Source organism: Clostridium sp. JS66 (genome assembly GCF_033561535.1).
Taxonomy (GTDB): Bacteria; Bacillota; Clostridia; order Clostridiales; family Clostridiaceae; genus Clostridium_AM; species Clostridium_AM carboxidivorans.
The window spans coordinates 5,528,466-5,548,320 of sequence record NZ_CP131467.1 but is presented as its reverse complement, the minus strand read 5'-3'; the positions used below and the strand labels follow the sequence as shown (position 1 = coordinate 5,548,320).

Here is a 19,855-nt window from a genome sequence, read left to right as displayed (position 1 = left end):
GGCATTGCGTTATAATAGATTATTAGCAATGTTTACAACAAAATCTTGAACATTTGTAACTATTGAAGTAACTTCCAAACTTCCTCTATCTCTTAGTTTATTTACTCCAAATTCTGATATATCTACAGTATATATATATACTGGTCGTATGGTATCACCTTCTACTTTATACATAGGAGTCATGTTTCCAGTAGCAATGGTGTGAAGTTGAGTAGCCATACATATTACTGTAGTAGCTTTTTTACAATGCTCCCTCATGGCATCTTGTGCTTTATATACATCTGAAAAAACAGGAGGAAGAGGACCATCATCTCTTATGGAACCTGCTAGCACAAAAGGAACTTTATTTTTTATGCAAGAATGAATCACTCCATCATTTATACCTTGTTCATGAACAAACTTTTCCAAAGAACCAGCACGCCTTGCACCATTAATAATGTCTATATGATTATAGTGTCCATTAGGAGTTGAAAATTGTGTATATATATCTTGACCAAGAGCTGTTTTCAAAATGGAGCCTTCTAAATCATGAGTTGCAAGAGCATTTCCAGCAAAAAGTGCATGAATAAAACCAGCATCTATAAGTGATGCCATAGCATTTTTTGAATCATGATCAAAGACTACAGCAGGTCCTAAAACCCATAATATATATCCATGTTCTCTTTCGTGCCTAAGTAATTCATATAGACTATCATAATCTTTTGAATATGAACTTTCTCTTGTTCTTCCGGATCTGAAAGAAAAGGTTTGATCGTTATCTATAGTGGCTTTAAAACCATTTACATGAATATAAATACCATCTTCTGAACATTCAGTTCTTCCTAATATAACATTATCACCAATATGTAAATTTCTAAATTCCTTAACTTCTAATGTTTCATCATCATTTAAAACAACTACACAATCCATACGACTTTCTGAAGCTAAAATCCATTTTCCATTAATTTTAAAATATTCAGGATAAATAGAAGTTGCATGATAATTAAAAGGAGCAACGCCTTCAAGAGTTACTTTTTCGGAAGTTACATTTGGTGCTGAAATGAAAGGCTCCTTTTCAAAGTCAGGTGCTTGATATTTAGGTAGTTTAAAACTCATAAAAATACCTCCTCTTATATTATAACTATATTAAAATAATTAAATTGAAGTTGTCAAGAGGAAAAAGAATTTTTAAGGCTTTTTTATTTAGCATAAAAAGTATTTACAAGGAAAAACTAAGGACAGAAAGGAGAGAGTATAATGGAAAATAAAATGAAAAATACTAATAATAATAAAAAAGAAGATGGCAAGTTTAAGAAAAAAAATATAAAACATGATCCTCAAGCTGAAGGTGCAAGAGCCAAGTTTGGATTGAATAAGGAAGATTAGAAAATAAAAAATGTAAGGAGAATACATATGGAAAATAGAAATAAACAACCTAAAAAATGGTCTAAGGACCCTAATAGTGCTAAATATCATTCAAGAAGTGCTGAATTTAAAGCAAATGAAAAACCTGGTAAGAATAGTAAGGATAAATTTAATGAATCTTAGGAGGCATGTAAGCTATGAAATTAGATACTAAAGATATTATAAAAAAAAGACTTTTAGATGCCCAGGAAAGTGTAAGGGATTATCAAATGTTTTCTCATAGATTAGATGATCCTGAGGTAGTATCCACTTTTAAAGAGTTTGCAGAAGAATCAGCTATGCAGGCTAGAAAGCTTCAACAGCTTTTATCCAAGTACGAAGATATAAAGTAGAATAGTATTTTTCTCACCTTCCGCATAAACTCTTATTGAGAAACAATTGATATTTTTTTACTTATGTCATATTATATATATAAGGGTTACTATAATTTTGAGGTAGGTACGAAATTATGAAATTTACTATTGTTTGTTATGTAAATGATTACGCCATATGCAAGGATGATAATGGAGAAATTTTCAATTTGGAAAAAGAAAAAGTTGATGGCTTTAAAGAGGGCGACGTAATTAACATGAGCGAAGATGGAGAAATAGTTAAGAATGAAGAAACAGTTGAAAATGAAGAAAAATACTATATATGTGATGATGTAGTTATATTCTATAATGATTAATCCATATGGTTAGGTAAAAGCAGCTGAAATATATCAGCTGCTTATTTTTTTGTATAAATTTTTATAAGATACTCAAACTATATATAAACATATACAATTCTATAAAAAATGGAGGTAAGTATGGAAATTGAGAAAGTAAAAGAAATAATGGATTCACCAGCAAATATAGAAGTATTATATAGAAGTCATCCTGTATGGATAGATGCAATAGATGCAGGAGCACAAATGGTTAAAATAAAAATATTAGAATCTAAGGAAAAAAAGTATGTTCCTGTAGAAGATTTAGTAGATACAGGAAAGGTAATAAATATAAAAAGGTAGGGGTGGCTTAATTATGGTAAGATCTAAAAATAAAGGAACACACGAAAAAGCTATGGAACAGGCAAAAGATTTATTAGATAAAGGTGTAGGAATGGGAGAAATAAAAAGCAGAACAGAACTTAATGAACATGATGTTATAAAGGCAAAGGGAAAAATGCAAGGTAAGAGATAGAAGGGAGACAAAAGTATGAGAGGTGAATTACAGCACGCTAAGGAAAGAGCAAAACAAATGATGATAAATGGTGTGGATTGGGATGAAATAAGGCTTGAAACCAGGCTAAGACAAAAGGATTTAAAGAGAATACAGAAGGATATAACAAAAAGATTTTAAATAATCTTTACTGCATAAAAATAAAAGGATAAGGTGAATTTTAATGAGTGTAAAAGGTAAATTAACAAATAAACAAAAATCAGCTCAAGGTATACATGTAGAGGACAATGGTAAAAATTCCTATAAGGAAAATGAAAGAAAAAAGCAAAATAAAAATGATAATGTAAATCCGAATTAGGAGAGTATATTTAAGAAAAGGCGGTAGAATAAACCGCCTATATTTTATTTATTGATAATTTAATGAATTTCTATTATTATATAAAATAGGAAATAGAATTGAAATTTTCGTAAATAAAATTGAAAAAAATGTTATATTATCAAAAATATAGGAATTTTTGGACTTTTATACTATGTTAGGGATTTAGTGTAGATAAAGTAGGGGGATAGTATGGAGAAGTTAGTATTAAAAAACTTGAGTTTGTTTGAACAAATGCAGTTTATTATTAAGAAAGAATTTTATGATGGAACAATTTTAAAGAAATATGATGAATGTTTAGCCATAAGAGTATGTACCTCACAGGATAACTATGTTCCCTTTGAAGTAAATGAACAGGTAAATTATATTTTAGCTAGTGAAAATGAGGCTTTGCGATGTACTTCGAAAGTCATTGGCAGTAAACTTGATAGCAATTATAATATAATACTATTAGAAACACCAACACTGATAAATAAAATAGAGAGAAGACAGTATCCAAGACTTAAAGTAATTAAAGATATAGAATACTATTTTCTGCCAAGTAAAGCTGAAATTAATAGTCTTAATGAAATTTCAGCAAGTTATTACGCAAAATTAAAAAAATCTTTTACTATAGATTTAAGTGCAGGAGGAGTTTGCTTAGTTACTTATGAAAATAATTTTGATTCAAAGGAAGCTATTATAACCTTAGATTTAGATGAACAAATAAATGCTTTATGTACTGTTGTTAGAGTTGAAGAAAATGATAATGGTTCTAATTATAAAACAGCTTTAAAGTTTAAATTAATTGATCAAAGTAAGTTGAAGATAATTAATGATTATGTTAATAAAAATCTTAAATTGAAAAAATAGAGGTGTAGTTTAAAAATGGCATTAAGACAAATTAGACTTTTTGGAGATGAAATACTAAGAAAAAAGAGCAGAGAAGTTGAAGTGGTAGATGATAAAATAAGGCAGATATTAAATGATATGGCAGAGACTATGTATAATACAGAAAATGGCGGAGGATTAGCAGGTCCACAAGTTGGTATATTAAAGAGGTTAGTTGTAATAGACATGGGTGGAGGACTTATAAAATTAGTTAATCCAAAGATAATTGAACAAGAAGGAACTCAGGAAGTTATAGAAGGCTGCTTAAGTAGTCCAAATACTTGGGGAAAGTTAAAAAGGCCAGCCAAGGTAAAAGTACAAGCATTAAATGAAAATGGTGAAGAAATTATTCTAACAGGAACAGGAAGTTTGGCAAAATGTTTCTGTCATGAAATAGATCATTTAGATGGTATACTTTTTACTGATTTAGTAACTGAGTATATAGAGTAGAATAAATATAGTTAAACAAATTTAGAAAAATAGAATTGTCTTGTTAAGTAGGAGGATAGTAGTATTTTTGGCTATAGGTACTTAACAGGGCTTTTTTTAATTTGATTTTGGACAAACTAAAGCACAAAAAGACAGATATGAAATTCTATCTTCTGATATACTCTAGGGTGGTAATAAATTATAAAATAATTAAGATTATCATAGGGAGGAAATATTAGATGGGACAATACTATAAAATTAGAGAAAAAAATATTTATACTGAGGTTTTAGGAGAAGATTCATCTCCAGTGCTTTTATTCATTCATGGTGGTCCTGGCGGAATCGGTACTGCAGATTTTATTAAATATCAGGGACATCGATTATCAAAAAAATTTAAAATTGTAGCTCCAGATCAAAGGGGAGTATGGAGATCTGAGGAGATTTTAGAGGAAGAGCATATTTCATTAGAAGATATTATTGAAGACTTTGAAGAACTAAGAAAAAAGTTACATATAAATAAATGGTCACTTCTGAGTCATTCATTTGGCGGGTATCTTGCTGTTCTTTATGCTAATCTATACCCTGATTCTATTGAATGTATGATATATGAATGTCCATCCTTTGATTTTTCACTTTCAGAGCGTTCTATGTTAAATTCAGCAGCTAAGGAGTTGATTAAATTAGGAAATGAGGTGTTGGGAAAAGGATATTTTAAAGCTTTAAAAGAAATTACAGATTATAAAGAGGTTCATAAGCTTCTTATGAAGGCATTAAATGAACTTGGAGAAAACTGTAATAATATTATGTGGTTTGGAGAAGATAAGCAAATAATTGAGAAAATAGCTATATCCACTAAAGATGCTGGAAACTTGTGGGGTAAATCTACTAATATAAGAATCAAATTGCTAAAAGATGGGAGAGTATATAATCATGTATTTAATGAACTATCAAATGTAAATAAGCCTTCTTTATTAATTAAAGGTAAACATGACCCAATAACTTGTGATATACAAATAGAGGAATTTAGAAATAGGGTAAGAGATAAGCAAGTAGTTACATTTGATTTTTCAGGTCATTATGTTAGAATTGAAGAACCTGATAAGTATTGCCAGGTTATAACAAATTATATACATAATAATATGTAAGAATCTATCTAATAATGATTTTGAAATGAGATGGTAAGTATGGAAACAATCATATTGATTAATAATGCAATTGAATATATTGAAAAAAACTTTTGGAATGATAAAAAACATAATGAGTACAAATGTGAAGTGTGGATTCCAGTAAAAAGAAAAACAACTAATTAATAACTTTCTTATTTTAGGAATAAAGGTTAATATATTTAGTGTATAAATTTTTAATGTTATAAAAATTTGGAGGGAAAGTTATGGCAAATATAAAATATGAAGTAAAAGAAACTATGGGAATTCTTTCAGAATCACCAAAAGGATGGAAAAAAGAATTAAATCTTGTAAGTTGGAATGACAATACTCCTAAATTTGATATTAGAGATTGGTCTCCTGAGCATGAAAAAATGGGTAAGGGGATAACTTTAACAAATGAAGAGCTGAAAAAGTTGAGAGATATTTTAAATGATATGAATTTGTAGAAAGTTATTTAAAAGAATATTAAATTAGTAAAGATAGTTATGATGAATATGAGGTATGATACTTTGAAATATAGAAAGTTTCACACCTCATAATCTATGTTTTATGCTACATTTTTTTTAGTCTGCGCCATAGAGTTGTATAGCTCATCCCAAGTTCTTTTGCTACTTTAGTTTTATTACCATTATACTTTTTCAGAGCATCCTTTATTAACTGATTTTCAATTTTTATAATTTCTGGTGTAGTATCATTTTTTTCTTCGGAAAGTGGTTGAAGAAAAATTTTTTCTGAATTTGTTGATTTTAAATTTAAAACTTGAGAAACTAGATATTCATCAATAATGTTGTCATCACACATTGCAATGAGTCTTTCAATAATGTTGTTAAGATGTCTTATATTTCCCTGATAGGATACCCCTTGAAGAAGTCTATAGGCTTCAGATGTAATTTTAATATTAGGAGCATTTTTTAAAATAAAATGTTTCACAAGAAGAGGAATATCTTCTTTTCTTTCCTCTAAAGTTGGAAGTTCCAATTCTAAAACGCATAGTCTATAATATAAGTCTTCTCGAAATTTATTTTCTTCAATTCTTTGTAACAAATTTTTATTGGTAGCGCTAATTATTCTTACATCAATAGGAATAACCTTATCGTCGCCAATTCTGATAATTTCCTTTTCTTGAATAACTCTTAGAAGTTTTATTTGTATATCTTCTGACATTTCTCCAAGTTCGTCTAAAAATACAGTACCATTATGTGCTAATTCAAATATACCTGCTTTTCCCTCTGGCCTTGCACCAGTAAATGCACCCTTAACATATCCGAAAAGCTCACTTTCCAATATACTTTTTGGTAGAGCAGCACAGTTTATGGCAACAAAAGGTTCATTACGTCTTTCACTGTAGTTGTGAATACTTTGCGCAAAAATTTCCTTACCTGTTCCAGATTTCCCTGTTATCAATATAGTGCTGTCTGATTTTGCAAACTTTTTAGCTTTTTTTATTGCAATAGCTAGTATATGACTTTTTCCAATTATATCATCAAATGTTTTTTTAGCAATATGTCCCTTTGCATTTAACTTTTTACGTATTTCTTTTTCAGCTGTTTGAATGTAATCAGATTTTTGAATAGTTGTAACAGCTCCAAAAATGTTGTCATCAATTTTTATGGGACGACTGCTTAAAACTAGTGAATTATTTCCTATTTCTAATAACTCATTATAAGCAGCACGCCCATATTTCACAGTATCTTTAAGCTTTGAAAGATTAAGTATTTGGTCTATTAAAAGATTATTATTTTCATCAGTTAGTAGTTTTTTAGCTCTGTTATTTATGTAAGTTATTTCAGAATATTGATCTATACCTATTATACCCTCCCCTGTAGAGTTTAAAATTTGTTTAATTGTCTCGTAATTTTTTCTTCGTTCCAGTTCAAAATTAAGGACAGATATTGCGTCATTTAGGGCTATTTCAAGAGATGCATTATCAACCTGTATCATTACGTTTTTAGCGCCATATTTTTTTGCAGCTTTTGCTACTGTAATGCCCCCTATAAATATATCAATACCTTGCTTGGAAAGTTTTTTTACCATTTCATCAATGTTCTCTACAGAACCTGGATTTACAAGCAAAAAATCTTCCCCTGAAATATTTTTAAACTTTAATGCTGCTTCATAGGCTAAATCAAATCCGAAATAGGCTATTTTGTTTGAATACTGCTTTGCTTTTTTTAATGAGAAATGAACATCCTCATAGGTGTAACGTACATCTATTAAAGCAGCATTTGTATTTTTTCTTAAAATATTTAAGTTTTTTCCTCGTGTAATAATAACCTTAGTTCCTTGTGCAATACATTCAGTTCCTATTTCCAATGTTTTATCTCCTGTGGCTTCAAAAATAGGATAATCTAGATTTTTCTTTTTTAATAGATTGCGATATTTTTTGGTGAAATCTGTAGAGGAAGATAAAATTATAATATCATTATTCATTTAAATGTCACCTCAATTATTTTATTGTTTCAATATGAAATACTATGAAATATAAATTGTTTCATTTTATTTCATATTGAAAAGGTATATAAAAATTATTTTAATGCAAATCTTTGATAAAGTAAAGTTACAGTTATATAAATGTAAAATTTTGTGGTTTTAAGTTAAACGAATACATAAATTATACGAGTTTTATCTACAAAATAGCTGTAAAAAAAGTTTTTTTATACATTTTAAGCTTTTATAAGCAGTTTGGCATTAAATTTGCTAATAATATTAAATGTAAATTTCATTAATGAAAATTCTAGGCGCCAAAGGAAAAAGTAAATTATTTAAGGGTTTTATTATAAAAACATCCTGTAACTACTTAAATTTTCAACATCTTTAAAAATATTAAATTTATTAATAATTTAAAGTATGAGTTAGAATCCTATAACTAAGAAATTTAAACATAGGAGTGGTGTGAAGCATAATTAGTTGCATTAAAACAAGGAAAAATGTAAAAAACAAATATGTTAGGGGGAAAAAAATTGGATAAGAAAACTCTATTAAAATTGTTACCGGTTGTTTTAATACCTTTATTATTTTGGTTTATACCGACACCAAAAGGATTGAAGACAGAAACATGGCATATTGTAGCTTTGTATATAGCATTACTTTTAGGTTTAGTAGTTAAGCCATTTTCAGAACCAGTTATTACGTTGATTATTATAGGTATTTTATCAATGTTTATAGATGTTAAAATAACTTACTCTGGTTATGGATCAGATATGGCATGGTTTATTGTAACTGTAACTATTGTATGTGCTGCATTTGTTAAGACAGGTCTTGGCAAAAGAATGGCATACAATTTACTTATAAGATTTGGAAAAACCTCATTAGGGTTAGGATATATGATGGCAGCAGTAGATTTAATATTAAGTCCTGCCACAGGTTCAAATATGTCACGTACATCAATTGATTATCCAGTATTTAGAAATATTGCAGAAAGTGTAGGATCTACACCTGAAAAAGATCCTCGTAAGCTAGGTGCATATTTGACAATGCTTATGTATGTAGTATCTATGTCAACAGCGGTATTGTTTTTGACAGGTATGGCAACAAATGCAATTACTGTATCTCTTGCACATAAAATGTTGGGAGTCAATATAGATTGGATGACATGGTTTAAGGCAGCAGTTGTTCCTGCTGGAATCGTTTTAGCACTTGGGCCTATTGTAGTATATAAAGTTTATAAACCAGATTTAAAAGAACTTGGAGATATTAAACCAATAATGAAAAAAGGTCTTGAAGAAATGGGACCTATGAAAAAAGAAGAAAAAATATTGGCTGTTCTATTTGTATTAGCTATTTTAGGATGGATGTTTGGAACAAAGATTACAGCAGTAAATTTGAGCATGCAGGTTGTAGCATTTGTATTTTTAGCACTTACTCTTTTGTTTGGAATTTTAAACTGGAATGATGTTATATCTCAAAAGGGTGCATGGAATACCTTTATTTGGTACGGTGCATTTTATGGTGTTGCTGGTGCATTAGCATCAAAGGGATTTTATACTTGGCTTGCAAAAGTACTAGAAGGATACTTAAAATTGTCACAGTTAAACGGAATGGTAGTTATAGTTGTTTTACTTTTAATCAGCTTAGTTGTTAGGTATTTCTTTGTGTCAAACAGTGCATTTGTTGCATCATTCTATCCTGTATTATTTGCTTTAGTGTTAACTACAAAAGCACCAATCATGGTAGTCGCATTATTACTTGCATTCTTTGCAGGTTATGGATCATTATTGACTCACTATGGAAATGGTGCAGGAATTTATACTTTTGCAACAGGATATTGTACTCAAAAGGATTTCTGGAGAGTAGGAACAATAATGGTTGGAGTGGCATTAATTGTATTCTTGTGTATAGGTTTACCTTATTGGAAGGTACTTGGAATTTGGTAAATGTAATTTAATTTTAAATATAAAGGAGAAAAGAAATGTTAGATTTATTGATTATAAATGGGCATGTGATTGATCCTAAAAATAACGTGGATGAAGTGAAGCCAGTAGCAATATATGGAGGAAGAATAACCAAATATGAAAAGGGAGAAGAAGCAAAACATGTAATCGATGCAAAAGGAAAATATGTATTTCCTGGGCTTATTGATTCTCATGCTCATATGTTTCAAGATGGTACAGAAATAGGAATGTATCCAGATACTGCCTATATTCCAACAGGAGTGACAAGTGCTATTGATTTTTCAGCTGGTGTTGCCAATTATCCAATTTTCAGACAGGCAGTTATTGCTCGCAGCAAAGTCAGAATAAAGAGCTTTTTACAAGTGTGTTCTGCTGGTCTTGTTACTACCAGCTATCATGAATGTATTAATCCAAAATATTTTAATGCTGAAAAAATGGATAGAATGTACAAAGAGAATAGAGACAACATTTTAGGACTGAAAATTAGACAAAGCGAAGAATTAGCAGAAGGGCTTGGAATTCAGCCATTAATTGCTACAGTTGACATCGCAAATAAAATTGGATGTCCAGTAGAAGTACATTGTACAAATATACCTGTTCCAACTTCTGAAGTATTAGAAGTACTTAGACCAGGTGACATATTTCAACATGTCTATCAAGGAGTAAAAAACACAATTATAGACAAGAATGGAAAACTATATGATTGTGTACTGGAAGCTAGAAAAAGAGGAATTATATTTGATACTGCTGAAGGCAGAAAACATGGTGACTTTGAAGTAATGACAAAGGCTATGGAGCAAGGATTTATAGCTGATATGTGCAGCACAGATTTAGTTTTAGGCAGTATGTATAGAAGACCTATCTTTTCACTTCCAAACCTAATGTCTAGATATTTATGCATGGGCATCAGCTTAAATGAAGTTATTAGAATGACAACAGAAAGACCAGCAAAGCTTATGGGTATGGAAAACGAAATTGGATCACTATCAGAGGGAGCATATGCAGATGTTGCTATTTTTGACATTATGGAGAAAGAACAATTATATAAGGACTGGAAAGGTTCCAAATTCTTAGCTAATAAATTGCTTAAACCAGAAATGACTATTAAAGATGGTTATATTATGTATTGTGCACCAGATTATATTTATGAAAACTAAAATAATAAAAGGCTAAATTTTAGAATTGCAGGAGGATATTAAAATGGGATATAAAATATTATTACCACAAGAAATTATGCAAGAAGGTAGAGATTACCTAGAAAGCAGAGGCCATGAGCTTATTACAGGAAGTGGTATGGAAACTGAAGATATTATTAGAGATATAAAAGGCATAGATGCCATGGTAGTTCGTCTTTCAAAGATAACTAGAGAAGTATTTGAAGCAGCTGATAAATTGAAAGTTATTGTAAGACATGGAGCTGGATTTGATACTGTTGATCTACAAGCAGCAAAAGACCATAATGTACAAGTTCTTTACTGTCCAACAGCAAATAGTATGTCTGTTGCAGAAGTTACAATGATGTACATGCTTTATTGCTCAAGAAATTATACAGTAGTAAGAAGAGATTTTATTAATGACTATTATAAGGCTAAATTAAGAACACCTAAATGTGAGTTAGCTGGTAAGACTGTTGGTATTATTGGATGTGGTAATATAGGTTCAATTGTAGCTAATAAATGTATGCATGGTTTTAATATGAAAGTTCTTGCTTATGATCCATATAAGAAGAGAGCTGATTTCCCAGAAGGTGTAGAAGTAGTAAGAGATATTGAAAGAATTTACAAGGAAAGTGATTTTGTTTCTATTCATTGTCCAACTACTAAAGTAACTAGAGAGTTTGTTGGAAAGAAGCAGTTTGAAATGATGAAGCCAACAGCATTCCTTATTAATGCTGCTAGAGGTGCCATTGTAAATGAAGTTGAGCTTTATGAAGCATGTAAAAACAAAGTTATTGCTGGTGCAGGATTGGATGTTCTTCAGCAAGAACCAGTTGATCCTAAAAACCCAATTTTATATTTAGAAAATGTTGTTGTATCACCACACATTGGTGCTGCTACTAAGGAAGCAACTGACAGAGCTTCACTTCATTCTGCTATTGGTATCCATGAAGTGTACGAAGGTAAACAACCAACATGGCCTGTTAAAGCAATAGATTGGGATACAGCAGAAACTTTTGAAGACTAATTCAAAAATTTATTATATATAAAATAATTTTATAAGAAAAAGGAGAAGATTAATATGCCAGTAGGAAATAGAGTATTTTTAAAAAGAGAACTTCCAGATAAGGAATTAGTAAAAGCATTTAGTGAATTACCAGCAGCAAATGTTGCAGATGCTATGGGACGTTTATGTGCACTTCATTCAGATATAAAGCTAATGTCAAGTCCAACAAAAAAAATGTGTGGAGTAGCTTTAACTGTAAAGTCTCGTCCTGGTGATAACCTTACTTTACATAAAGCACTTAATATAGCTGAAGAAGGCGATGTAATAGTAGTTTCAAATGAAGGAGATAGAAGCCAATCAATAATGGGCGAAATCATGTACAAATATCTTTCTGAATATAAAAAGATTAAAGGTATTGTAATTGATGGACCTATACGTGATATTGATGTAATATCACAATGTGAAATGCCAATTTATGCAACAGGAACAACTCCAGGTGGTCCTTATAAAGAAGGTCCTGGTGAATTAAATGTGCCGATTGCTTGTGGACGTATAGCTGTTAATCCAGGAGATATAATTCTTGGAGACCATGATGGAGTAATCGTAATTCCTAAAAATGATGCAGCATTAATATTAGATAAAGCACAGACTATTGCAGCAGGAGATGCAGCAAAGGTTGCAGCTTCAGCATCAGGAACAGTCAATAGACAATGGGTAGATGATTTACTTGAGAAAAAAGGTTTCGAAATTATAGATGATGTATATAGACCTTAATAGAATTTTTTAAGATAAGTTCACTTTATTCGCTGCTTTCCAATTTATGTAGAGTAGTGGATAAGTGAACTTATTTTTGCATATGTAAATAAATATTATGGAAGCAAGGGGATTTATAAATGGGTAAAATTTTATTTGTATTAGTAAACAAAGAAACAGCAAACATGGCATCTCAATCAATTAAAGAAATGAATTTAGATATACCAATTAAATTAGTTAATAGTTCAAAAGAAGCAGAAAATTTTGTGAAGGAAAATCCAAATGTGGATGTGTTTATCAGCAGAGGTGAAACAGCACGACAAATAGAACGTTTTTCTGGTAAACCTGTAGTTTATATAACTTGTTCTATTAATGATATCTTAGATGCACTCCAAAAAGTAGTAATCACTGGAATTGAAAAAATTGCTGTAATTGGTTCTCTTTCTTTAATAGGTGAAGGAACTTATGATTATACTTTGGGAAATACATTAATACATATGCATTCTTATGAAGGAAAAGACTTAGAAGCAGTAATCTCACAACTTCAAAAGCAAGGATTTACTTCATTTGTTTCAGCTTCTTTTAATTCAAAAATAGCTGATAAATATGGAGTGAATATGCAAAGATTAGATATAAATATATTCTCTGTAAAAACAGCTATAAATGAAGCACTAAAAATCGTACAAGCTCAAGATAATGAACATTTAAAAGAGAAAGAATGGAAAGATGCAGTTCAGCTGCAGACTTCAAAATTATATGAGTCTATTGAGCACTCAGCTTCAACAATTGAAGAATTAGCCTCTTCTTCAGAAGAGCTTGCAGCTACAAGTCAAGAAACAGCTAATGTTGTAACTAAAGCTTTTGAAGAGGTTAATAATACATCAGAAATACTAAATATAATTCAACAAGTTTCAAAGAAAACTAACATTCTTGGTTTAAATGCAGCCATTGAAGCATCAAGAGCTGGTGAATTTGGTAGAGGATTTTCAGTAGTTGCATCCGAGGTTCGTAAGCTTGCTAAAGAAAGTAATATATCTGCTGAAAGAATAAACGATATGCTTAAACATTTTCAAAGTTCTGTTGAAGCTGTATCTAGTAATATTGAGCAAAGTAATATAATTACACAAGAACAGGCAAAAGCAAATCAAAATATTGCTTCAATGATAGATAAGCTTAGAGATGTGGGGTATGGATTAATGACTTTAGTGGATAAGAATTAAGAAAGGAAATTTAACGTTTATTGATATTGTAGAAAATTTTATCGTAATAGTATCTGAATTTATAGTTGATGAACCATAAGATAAATGTTAGGATTAAGTGTAAATGAAGTTATAATTAATAGAAATTTTACAATTAATGGGGTTAATCAAATGAAGAAATTTGTTGGTTTGAGAATATTAAAAACAGCAATTGGTTCATCACTTGCTATTATTATTGCAGAATGTTTGGAATTGAAATATGCTGCAGCTGCTGGGATTATAACTATTTTAAGTATTCAAAATACTAAAAAAACATCTATAAAATTAGCTCTTCAAAGAATTGAATCTACCGTCTTAGCATTGATAATTTCAAGTATACTATTTTTAATTTTTGGGTTTAAGCCTTTAACCTTTGGAATATATTTAATTATTTTTATTCCACTTACTGTTCTTTTAAAAATCACAGATGGAATTGTTGTAAGTTCAGTTTTAGTTACACATCTATTAGCTGCAGAGTCAGTATCTATGTTTTGGATAAAAAATGAATTCTTACTTATGACTGTTGGCGCAGGAATGGGTATATTTCTTAATGTTTATATGCCTAAAATAGAAAATGAAATAAAAGAAACTCAGGAAAATATTGAAGAACATATGCGCAAAATTTTATTTAACATGGCAGAAAATTTGAGAAATCAAAGTATTCATATAGAAAATGGATTATTTAACGAATTAGAAATAATATTAAAAGAAGGTACAAGGAGTGCATATAGACATTTGAACAATTATATTATTAATGATGTAAAATATTATGTTCAATATATGGAAATGAGAACTCTTCAATATGAAACACTAAAATATATGAAAAATAATTTTATTAAATTTTATATGACTTTTGAACAAACTGAAACTGTTGCAGCATTTACAGAAAAAGTTGCATCCGATTTTGGAGAGTTTAATACTGCTGAAGAGCTTTTAAAGGAATTAAATGAAATTATAAATATGTTTAAGGGTCAAGAGCTTCCTAAAACAAGAGAGGAATTTGAAAATAGAGCAATGCTTTTTCAATTTTTAAATGACATGGAATCACTTTTGAGGGTAAAAAAAAGTTTTATAAAAAACTATAAACATATTATTGAGTAGAAGTATAAATAAAATGATTTAGTACATAGGATTGGTTGCAAAAGTATGTAGAGTATTATTATACATATGTTTACAACTAACCTTATGTAGATTTTTTATTTTTAATTATTTATCATTTTGTTTTTGTTAAAGTTGATTAAGCAGCCAGATAATAAAATTTCTATTTCATTGTCTGTAAGTTGTCCAACACTTAAGGATATTTCTTTCATTTCATCGCCTACTATATAACCCTTGATTTCAGGTTTTCTTTCTCTAATTGAATTTACTACATCTGTAAGATAAATAAAGTCTCCACATTTAAATTCTGGTTCTCCATCCATAAGTAATGGTAGTATTCCCCAGTTAATAAGGTTTGAACGATAGCTTGATGTATCTCCTGATGGAATAAGTTCATCTGTTGTAGTTACTGGATCTAATTTGTCTAAAATGTCCATCATATTTGAATTAAGTTCATTATTAAGATATTTTTCACCTAATTTAGCTTTAATACATTCATTAGATTCTTTGCTATTGAAAATTAAATCATTACCGTTTAACAAATATGCGCCTTCGCTGTATAAATTGATCATAATTACCTCCTATAATATATGAATAAATTTTAAAAAAACTAGAGATTTTAATTTCTTATATTTTGAATTATAGCATATGAATAGATAATGTTCAACATATGTTTCTTAAAATTACAAATGTTAAATAATTGTATTATTATAAAACATATGTTAGAAAAGCTTTTACATAATGCTATGATGGATTGTAGGTTTTTAATAATTTTATGGATAAATCAGAAGAAATTGAAGTTAATGATATAAATACTTTTAAATTTATCTTAAAAATGATAAAATATATTACGAATTGTTTCATAGAAGAGGGATAATAATGTTTAATGATTATGATAAAATGAACGAAGAAGAAAAGGATGAGGTTTTATCGAAAGTTGCACATATGTACTACAATGAAAATAAAACTCAATCTGAAATTGCAGACTATTTTTCAACAACGAGATTTAAGGTTTCAAAATGGATTCAAGATGCAAGAAATAAAAATATAGTAGAAATAACCGTGCATACTTCTAATAATAGGAATACAAAGCTAGAAAATATATTTAAAGAAAATTTTGCTTTGCAGAATGTTATTATTCTAAATAATCAGTATATACCATATGAGGATACTTTACGACAGCTGGGTAAGTTGGGTGCAGAGTATCTAAATAGAATAATTACACCAGATTCAATAATAGGCGTTTTATGGGGGAAGACTGTTTATAATGTAATAAATCAGATTAGTGCTAACAATAGTCAGTTCATGAATATTACTGCTTTGCAGATAGTTGGTAGTGTAGCTAAAGATAATCCTATTTTAGATTCACCAGAGCTTATTAAAAATTTAGCAGCAGCGTATAATGGTAAATATAAATTTTTACTTGCGCCATTATATATTGAGAATGATTATATAAGAGAAAAAATAATTGATGAACCTGTTATTAAAGATGCTATTGAATATGGTAAAAAAGCAAATATTATTCTTACTGGTATAGGTGGAGAAACATGTACATCTCTATATAGTAACATATGGGGAAAATATATGGACAAATGCGATTTAGAAAATATAAATGCAGTGGGAAGTATTTATGGACGTATTATTGATAAAGATGGTAATGTGTGTGATATAGATATTAATAAAAAAGTTGTAGGAATTGACATGAAATCTATATTAAAGGTTAGATACCGTATAGGAATAGTAGTTGGAAAACATAAAACAGATGCTACAATTGGCGCTTTAAAAGGCAATCTTATTAATACTCTTATTACAGATACGGATATGGCTATTAGCATTTTAAAAAAATGTAATATTAAATTCGATTAAAAAATCTAAGTAGAATAAAATTGGTTGAAAGGCAATATGTAATTTTTGTATGCATTATAAAATTACATATTGCCTTTTATAAGTGAAACCTATGTGGAATATAAAAACAATATATTATACACGTAAATCTCTCTATGTTACTATAAAGGCAGATAAATCAAAGGAGTGAAATATTTATGAGTATATGTAAAGTATTTGTTCCATACGGCTCCGTTGGATTTGGTATCAGCCAGGAAGATTTTGATGCTGCAATGGCTTTAAAACCAGATATTATTTCAAGTGATGCTGGTTCAACTGATTCAGGCCCATATTACTTAGGAAATGGAAAATGTAAATATTCAAGAGAATCTGTAAAAGCAGATATTCGCATGATGATAGTAGCAGCGCACAAAAGTGGAATTCCTATTACTATTGGCAGTAGTGGTACTTGTGGTGTAGATGATTCCGTTGATTGGGTATCAGAAATTTGCTGTGAGATTTGTAATGAAGAAGGAATTAATGCAAAAATAGCTAAAATATATACTGAACAGTGCGGCAATGAAATGAAGAAAAGATATACAGAGGGTAAAATTAAACCACTAGAAGCTGCACCGTCAATTCAAGAAAGCACATTTGATGAATGCTCACATATTGTTGCTTTAGCAGGTATTGAGCCTTTCATAAAAGCGCTTAAGGAAGGTGCTGATATTGTAATTTGTGGAAGAGCAACAGATACAGCAGTAATTGCTGCTATGCCAATTTTGAAGGGATGCGGTGCTGCAGTAGCTTGGCATGGTGCAAAGGTTACTGAATGTGGATGCATTTGTACTACTAACCCTCTAACTGGTGGAGTTTTCCTTACTGTTGAGGATGACAGCTTTATTGTTGAAGCTGTATCAAAAACTAGCAGCTGCACACCTTATTCTATATCTGCACATCTTCTCTATGAAAATTCAGATCCTTTTCATCTTACTGAGCCAGGAGTTGTCATTGATACTACAAATTGTACATACGAACAGCTTGAAAATGGACGAGTTAAGGTTACAGGAACTAAAATCAGTTATTCAAAGCAGTATACTATGAAATTAGAGGGAGCAGGACCTGCAGGATTTCAGACAGTTACTCTTGTTGGAGTACGAGATAAAAGAATTATGAAGGATCCAGAGAAATGGATTTCCAACATGGAAGCATTTGTAGCAGATAGGTTGAATAAATTAGGATTTAATTCTGAAGATTATTCTTATAATTTGCGTGCATATGGTTGGAATGCAGTTTATGGTGGACCAGTACCATCAGATTATGTACCTAATGAATTAGGTATTTTACTTACTGTGACTGCTCAGACTCAAGAGTTAGCAACTAAAGTAGCCAAAGTATTTAATCCATGGCTTCTCCACTTTCCAGTAGATAAGAAAAGTCAACTTCCATCTTTTGCGTTTCCTTTTTCACCTGCAGAGATTGAAAAAGGTCCAATATTTGAATTCAAATTGGATCATGTAGTTGAAGTAAATGATCCATTAGAACTTATACGCATGAAATTTATAGAATGTTCAAAAAAGATAGGGGGTAAATAAGTATGGCAACTATAGGTGATACTGCATTCTATGTTAGAAGCAAAAATGCTGGACCCTTTTGGGTTACAATAGATATCTTTTGTGATATACAGGAAAAGTTTGATATTTTTCATGAGTCCAAGAAGATTACACCTGAAGCAATTGCACAAGTATATGGTGTGGACCCAGCACATTTGAAAATTTTCTATTTGCCTGAGCTTAAAGTGATTAAGATTTCCTACCCACGTCCTTGTCCTCAAGGTGGACGTTATGAACGTGATATGCATTCAGGACAGCAATATGTACAAATTTTAGATTTAGAGATTTAAAAAATATTATATAAAATATGAAAGCCGCTTTAATGAATTTTTTCAGTAAAGCGGCTTTTTATATGCATTATTTAAATTATGATATAATAAAAGAAAGGAGAGAGAGTAATGGATATTCGTGAATATAGATATATTATTGAAGTAGTGGATCAGGGTGGAATTACAAAAGCAGCTAGTGCACTTTATATTTCTCAACCTTCTCTTAGCATGTACATTAAAAATCTGGAAAAAAGACTTGGATTTGTTTTCTTTGAGAAAGTTGAAGGAAAAAATGTGCTTACACCTGAAGGAGAATTGTATGTAGATTATGCACGCCGAATTACACGCTTGAATGATGAACTTTACAAGCAGTTAGATAAAATTAGTCACTTAAAAAGTGGGCTTGGTAGAATTGGAATTACACGTATGCGTGGAGCTGCTTTACTTCCTGTGCTTTTACCTTTGCTACACAAAAAATATCCAGGAATCCATGTACAAGTTGTAGAAGCAACTTCTCAAAGATTAGAAGAGCTTGTATGTATGCGTGAACTAGATTTTATACTAATAAATTTTCCATTTAGGCAAAAAGATCTTAGTCACATTGATTTATTTAGTGAAGAGATCTTAGCTGCTATTCCTGCTGATAATCCCATATGTGAAAAAGCCATTTCAATAGACGGTATTGCGCATAGATGGATTGATATTAAGTTATTAGCAAATGAAAAATTTATTTTGCTTAAGCAAGGTCAAAAAATACGTCAGATAGCAGATGAGCTTTTTTTAAAAGCTGGTATTACACCCAATATTCTTTTAGAGACGAGTAATGCAGAAACTGCTTTAAATCTTTCACGTGTTGGAGAAGGAATTTCTTTTGTTCTTGATTTCTTATGTAAGTCTGTATCCAATTCTAAAGATATAGAATTTTTTAGTATAGGAAGTCCCCAGGTATTCAATAAATTTGTTATTGCATATCCACATGAAAGCTATATATCTATTGCGGGTCGTGCTGTAATTGGTGTGATTCAAGATAAATTTAAATTATATAGTGAATCAAACAATATTCACTAGTAGTGGTCATATTTCCATGCTGTGTAGTATTAAGTTAGTTATACAATAAAAAAC

The 19,855-nt window shown here is 30.1% G+C and carries 26 protein-coding genes; 23 read left to right on the top strand and 3 right to left on the bottom strand.

All coding sequences use genetic code 11. The features are described from left to right. Positions 1-9: 9 nt before the first annotated feature. Positions 10-1,095 (bottom strand): hypothetical protein, encoded by a 1,086-nt coding sequence (locus tag Q6H37_RS25790; RefSeq protein ID WP_318737705.1) that lies wholly within the window; start codon positions 1,093-1,095, stop codon positions 10-12. Between the two features lie 141 nt (positions 1,096-1,236). Between Q6H37_RS25790 and Q6H37_RS25785 the strand changes: the two genes are divergently transcribed. From Q6H37_RS25785 to Q6H37_RS25725, 13 genes are all read left to right on the top strand, one after another. Further along, a complete protein-coding gene (locus Q6H37_RS25785) occupies positions 1,237-1,365 on the top strand; it encodes a CPC_1213 family protein (RefSeq protein ID WP_318737702.1) in 129 nt (42 codons plus the stop codon). Positions 1,366-1,392: 27 nt separating this feature from the next. After that, a complete protein-coding gene (locus tag Q6H37_RS25780; protein ID WP_007063452.1) occupies positions 1,393-1,527 on the top strand; it encodes a hypothetical protein in 135 nt (44 codons plus the stop codon). Positions 1,528-1,541: 14 nt separating this feature from the next. Continuing rightward, on the top strand, positions 1,542-1,736 hold the full coding sequence (locus Q6H37_RS25775) for a hypothetical protein (RefSeq protein WP_007063453.1): 195 nt from the start codon (positions 1,542-1,544) through the stop codon (positions 1,734-1,736). A 116-nt stretch (positions 1,737-1,852) separates the two neighbouring features. Further along, positions 1,853-2,071 carry a hypothetical protein gene (locus tag Q6H37_RS25770; RefSeq protein WP_318737700.1) on the top strand — a complete coding sequence of 73 codons (219 nt, stop codon included), beginning with the start codon at positions 1,853-1,855 and terminating at the stop codon, positions 2,069-2,071. A 120-nt stretch (positions 2,072-2,191) separates the two neighbouring features. Next, positions 2,192-2,392, top strand: coding sequence for a small, acid-soluble spore protein, H family (locus Q6H37_RS25765; protein ID WP_318737698.1), 201 nt, complete (start codon positions 2,192-2,194; stop codon positions 2,390-2,392). 13 nt (positions 2,393-2,405) lie between these two features. Next, the gene (locus tag Q6H37_RS25760; protein ID WP_318737696.1) at positions 2,406-2,564 is read left to right on the top strand and encodes a hypothetical protein; all 159 of its coding nucleotides are present in this window, start codon (positions 2,406-2,408) and stop codon (positions 2,562-2,564) included. A 15-nt stretch (positions 2,565-2,579) separates the two neighbouring features. Beyond that, the gene (locus Q6H37_RS25755) at positions 2,580-2,723 is read left to right on the top strand and encodes a hypothetical protein (protein ID WP_318737694.1); all 144 of its coding nucleotides are present in this window, start codon (positions 2,580-2,582) and stop codon (positions 2,721-2,723) included. A 43-nt stretch (positions 2,724-2,766) separates the two neighbouring features. Next, positions 2,767-2,901, top strand: coding sequence for a hypothetical protein (locus Q6H37_RS25750; protein ID WP_318737693.1), 135 nt, complete (start codon positions 2,767-2,769; stop codon positions 2,899-2,901). Positions 2,902-3,111: 210 nt separating this feature from the next. Further along, the gene (locus Q6H37_RS25745; protein ID WP_318737691.1) at positions 3,112-3,771 is read left to right on the top strand and encodes a PilZ domain-containing protein; all 660 of its coding nucleotides are present in this window, start codon (positions 3,112-3,114) and stop codon (positions 3,769-3,771) included. 15 nt (positions 3,772-3,786) lie between these two features. Next, positions 3,787-4,239, top strand: a complete 453-nt coding sequence (gene def, locus Q6H37_RS25740) for a peptide deformylase (RefSeq protein WP_318737690.1) — start codon at positions 3,787-3,789, stop codon at positions 4,237-4,239. A 218-nt stretch (positions 4,240-4,457) separates the two neighbouring features. After that, entirely contained in the window at positions 4,458-5,363 is a 906-nt protein-coding gene (locus Q6H37_RS25735; protein WP_318737688.1) for an alpha/beta hydrolase, read from the top strand. A gap of 39 nt (positions 5,364-5,402) precedes the next feature. Further along, positions 5,403-5,528 (top strand): hypothetical protein, encoded by a 126-nt coding sequence (locus tag Q6H37_RS25730; RefSeq protein WP_318737686.1) that lies wholly within the window; start codon positions 5,403-5,405, stop codon positions 5,526-5,528. Between the two features lie 80 nt (positions 5,529-5,608). Next, the gene (locus tag Q6H37_RS25725) at positions 5,609-5,830 is read left to right on the top strand and encodes a YdbC family protein (protein ID WP_318737685.1); all 222 of its coding nucleotides are present in this window, start codon (positions 5,609-5,611) and stop codon (positions 5,828-5,830) included. Positions 5,831-5,936: 106 nt separating this feature from the next. On the opposite strand, the gene Q6H37_RS25720 is transcribed toward Q6H37_RS25725, so the two are convergent. After that, positions 5,937-7,814, bottom strand: coding sequence for a sigma 54-interacting transcriptional regulator (locus Q6H37_RS25720; protein WP_318737683.1), 1,878 nt, complete (start codon positions 7,812-7,814; stop codon positions 5,937-5,939). A 530-nt stretch (positions 7,815-8,344) separates the two neighbouring features. Between Q6H37_RS25720 and Q6H37_RS25715 the strand changes: the two genes are divergently transcribed. The 6 genes from Q6H37_RS25715 to Q6H37_RS25690 all read left to right on the top strand — a co-directional run bounded on the left by Q6H37_RS25715 (position 8,345) and on the right by Q6H37_RS25690 (position 15,030). Beyond that, complete coding sequence (locus Q6H37_RS25715) at positions 8,345-9,757, top strand: DASS family sodium-coupled anion symporter (RefSeq protein ID WP_318737681.1); 1,413 nt, start codon at positions 8,345-8,347, stop codon at positions 9,755-9,757. Between the two features lie 35 nt (positions 9,758-9,792). Beyond that, entirely contained in the window at positions 9,793-10,932 is a 1,140-nt protein-coding gene (locus Q6H37_RS25710; protein WP_318737679.1) for an amidohydrolase family protein, read from the top strand. Between the two features lie 43 nt (positions 10,933-10,975). Continuing rightward, positions 10,976-11,959 (top strand): hydroxyacid dehydrogenase, encoded by a 984-nt coding sequence (locus Q6H37_RS25705; protein ID WP_318737677.1) that lies wholly within the window; start codon positions 10,976-10,978, stop codon positions 11,957-11,959. A gap of 54 nt (positions 11,960-12,013) precedes the next feature. After that, positions 12,014-12,712: an RraA family protein gene (locus Q6H37_RS25700; protein ID WP_318737676.1), complete on the top strand. Its 699-nt coding sequence runs from the start codon at positions 12,014-12,016 to the stop codon at positions 12,710-12,712. Positions 12,713-12,831: 119 nt separating this feature from the next. Continuing rightward, entirely contained in the window at positions 12,832-13,911 is a 1,080-nt protein-coding gene (locus Q6H37_RS25695; protein ID WP_318737674.1) for a methyl-accepting chemotaxis protein, read from the top strand. A gap of 150 nt (positions 13,912-14,061) precedes the next feature. Continuing rightward, positions 14,062-15,030 (top strand): aromatic acid exporter family protein, encoded by a 969-nt coding sequence (locus tag Q6H37_RS25690; protein ID WP_318737672.1) that lies wholly within the window; start codon positions 14,062-14,064, stop codon positions 15,028-15,030. Between the two features lie 101 nt (positions 15,031-15,131). Here Q6H37_RS25690 and Q6H37_RS25685 read toward each other — a convergent pair whose 3' ends face one another. After that, positions 15,132-15,599, bottom strand: a complete 468-nt coding sequence (locus tag Q6H37_RS25685) for a hypothetical protein (protein WP_318737670.1) — start codon at positions 15,597-15,599, stop codon at positions 15,132-15,134. A 307-nt stretch (positions 15,600-15,906) separates the two neighbouring features. Between Q6H37_RS25685 and Q6H37_RS25680 the strand changes: the two genes are divergently transcribed. From Q6H37_RS25680 to Q6H37_RS25665, 4 genes are all read left to right on the top strand, one after another. Next, complete coding sequence (locus Q6H37_RS25680; protein ID WP_318737669.1) at positions 15,907-16,893, top strand: sugar-binding transcriptional regulator; 987 nt, start codon at positions 15,907-15,909, stop codon at positions 16,891-16,893. 176 nt (positions 16,894-17,069) lie between these two features. Then, complete coding sequence (locus tag Q6H37_RS25675; protein WP_318737667.1) at positions 17,070-18,446, top strand: acyclic terpene utilization AtuA family protein; 1,377 nt, start codon at positions 17,070-17,072, stop codon at positions 18,444-18,446. A gap of 2 nt (positions 18,447-18,448) precedes the next feature. Beyond that, positions 18,449-18,754: a DUF4387 domain-containing protein gene (locus tag Q6H37_RS25670; RefSeq protein WP_318737665.1), complete on the top strand. Its 306-nt coding sequence runs from the start codon at positions 18,449-18,451 to the stop codon at positions 18,752-18,754. Between the two features lie 108 nt (positions 18,755-18,862). Next, positions 18,863-19,801: a LysR family transcriptional regulator gene (locus Q6H37_RS25665; protein WP_318737664.1), complete on the top strand. Its 939-nt coding sequence runs from the start codon at positions 18,863-18,865 to the stop codon at positions 19,799-19,801. Positions 19,802-19,855: the final 54 nt, after the last annotated feature.

Coding starts and splice junctions, on each gene's coding strand:
- Q6H37_RS25790 (WP_318737705.1), bottom strand. CDS start 1,095: ATGAGTTTTAAACTACCTAAATATCAAGCACCTGACTTTGAAAAGGAG.
- Q6H37_RS25785 (WP_318737702.1), top strand. CDS start 1,237: ATGGAAAATAAAATGAAAAATACTAATAATAATAAAAAAGAAGATGGC.
- Q6H37_RS25780 (WP_007063452.1), top strand. CDS start 1,393: ATGGAAAATAGAAATAAACAACCTAAAAAATGGTCTAAGGACCCTAAT.
- Q6H37_RS25775 (WP_007063453.1), top strand. CDS start 1,542: ATGAAATTAGATACTAAAGATATTATAAAAAAAAGACTTTTAGATGCC.
- Q6H37_RS25770 (WP_318737700.1), top strand. CDS start 1,853: ATGAAATTTACTATTGTTTGTTATGTAAATGATTACGCCATATGCAAG.
- Q6H37_RS25765 (WP_318737698.1), top strand. CDS start 2,192: ATGGAAATTGAGAAAGTAAAAGAAATAATGGATTCACCAGCAAATATA.
- Q6H37_RS25760 (WP_318737696.1), top strand. CDS start 2,406: ATGGTAAGATCTAAAAATAAAGGAACACACGAAAAAGCTATGGAACAG.
- Q6H37_RS25755 (WP_318737694.1), top strand. CDS start 2,580: ATGAGAGGTGAATTACAGCACGCTAAGGAAAGAGCAAAACAAATGATG.
- Q6H37_RS25750 (WP_318737693.1), top strand. CDS start 2,767: ATGAGTGTAAAAGGTAAATTAACAAATAAACAAAAATCAGCTCAAGGT.
- Q6H37_RS25745 (WP_318737691.1), top strand. CDS start 3,112: ATGGAGAAGTTAGTATTAAAAAACTTGAGTTTGTTTGAACAAATGCAG.
- def (WP_318737690.1), top strand. CDS start 3,787: ATGGCATTAAGACAAATTAGACTTTTTGGAGATGAAATACTAAGAAAA.
- Q6H37_RS25735 (WP_318737688.1), top strand. CDS start 4,458: ATGGGACAATACTATAAAATTAGAGAAAAAAATATTTATACTGAGGTT.
- Q6H37_RS25730 (WP_318737686.1), top strand. CDS start 5,403: ATGGAAACAATCATATTGATTAATAATGCAATTGAATATATTGAAAAA.
- Q6H37_RS25725 (WP_318737685.1), top strand. CDS start 5,609: ATGGCAAATATAAAATATGAAGTAAAAGAAACTATGGGAATTCTTTCA.
- Q6H37_RS25720 (WP_318737683.1), bottom strand. CDS start 7,814: ATGAATAATGATATTATAATTTTATCTTCCTCTACAGATTTCACCAAA.
- Q6H37_RS25710 (WP_318737679.1), top strand. CDS start 9,793: ATGTTAGATTTATTGATTATAAATGGGCATGTGATTGATCCTAAAAAT.
- Q6H37_RS25705 (WP_318737677.1), top strand. CDS start 10,976: ATGGGATATAAAATATTATTACCACAAGAAATTATGCAAGAAGGTAGA.
- Q6H37_RS25700 (WP_318737676.1), top strand. CDS start 12,014: ATGCCAGTAGGAAATAGAGTATTTTTAAAAAGAGAACTTCCAGATAAG.
- Q6H37_RS25695 (WP_318737674.1), top strand. CDS start 12,832: ATGGGTAAAATTTTATTTGTATTAGTAAACAAAGAAACAGCAAACATG.
- Q6H37_RS25690 (WP_318737672.1), top strand. CDS start 14,062: ATGAAGAAATTTGTTGGTTTGAGAATATTAAAAACAGCAATTGGTTCA.
- Q6H37_RS25685 (WP_318737670.1), bottom strand. CDS start 15,599: ATGATCAATTTATACAGCGAAGGCGCATATTTGTTAAACGGTAATGAT.
- Q6H37_RS25680 (WP_318737669.1), top strand. CDS start 15,907: ATGTTTAATGATTATGATAAAATGAACGAAGAAGAAAAGGATGAGGTT.
- Q6H37_RS25675 (WP_318737667.1), top strand. CDS start 17,070: ATGAGTATATGTAAAGTATTTGTTCCATACGGCTCCGTTGGATTTGGT.
- Q6H37_RS25670 (WP_318737665.1), top strand. CDS start 18,449: ATGGCAACTATAGGTGATACTGCATTCTATGTTAGAAGCAAAAATGCT.
- Q6H37_RS25665 (WP_318737664.1), top strand. CDS start 18,863: ATGGATATTCGTGAATATAGATATATTATTGAAGTAGTGGATCAGGGT.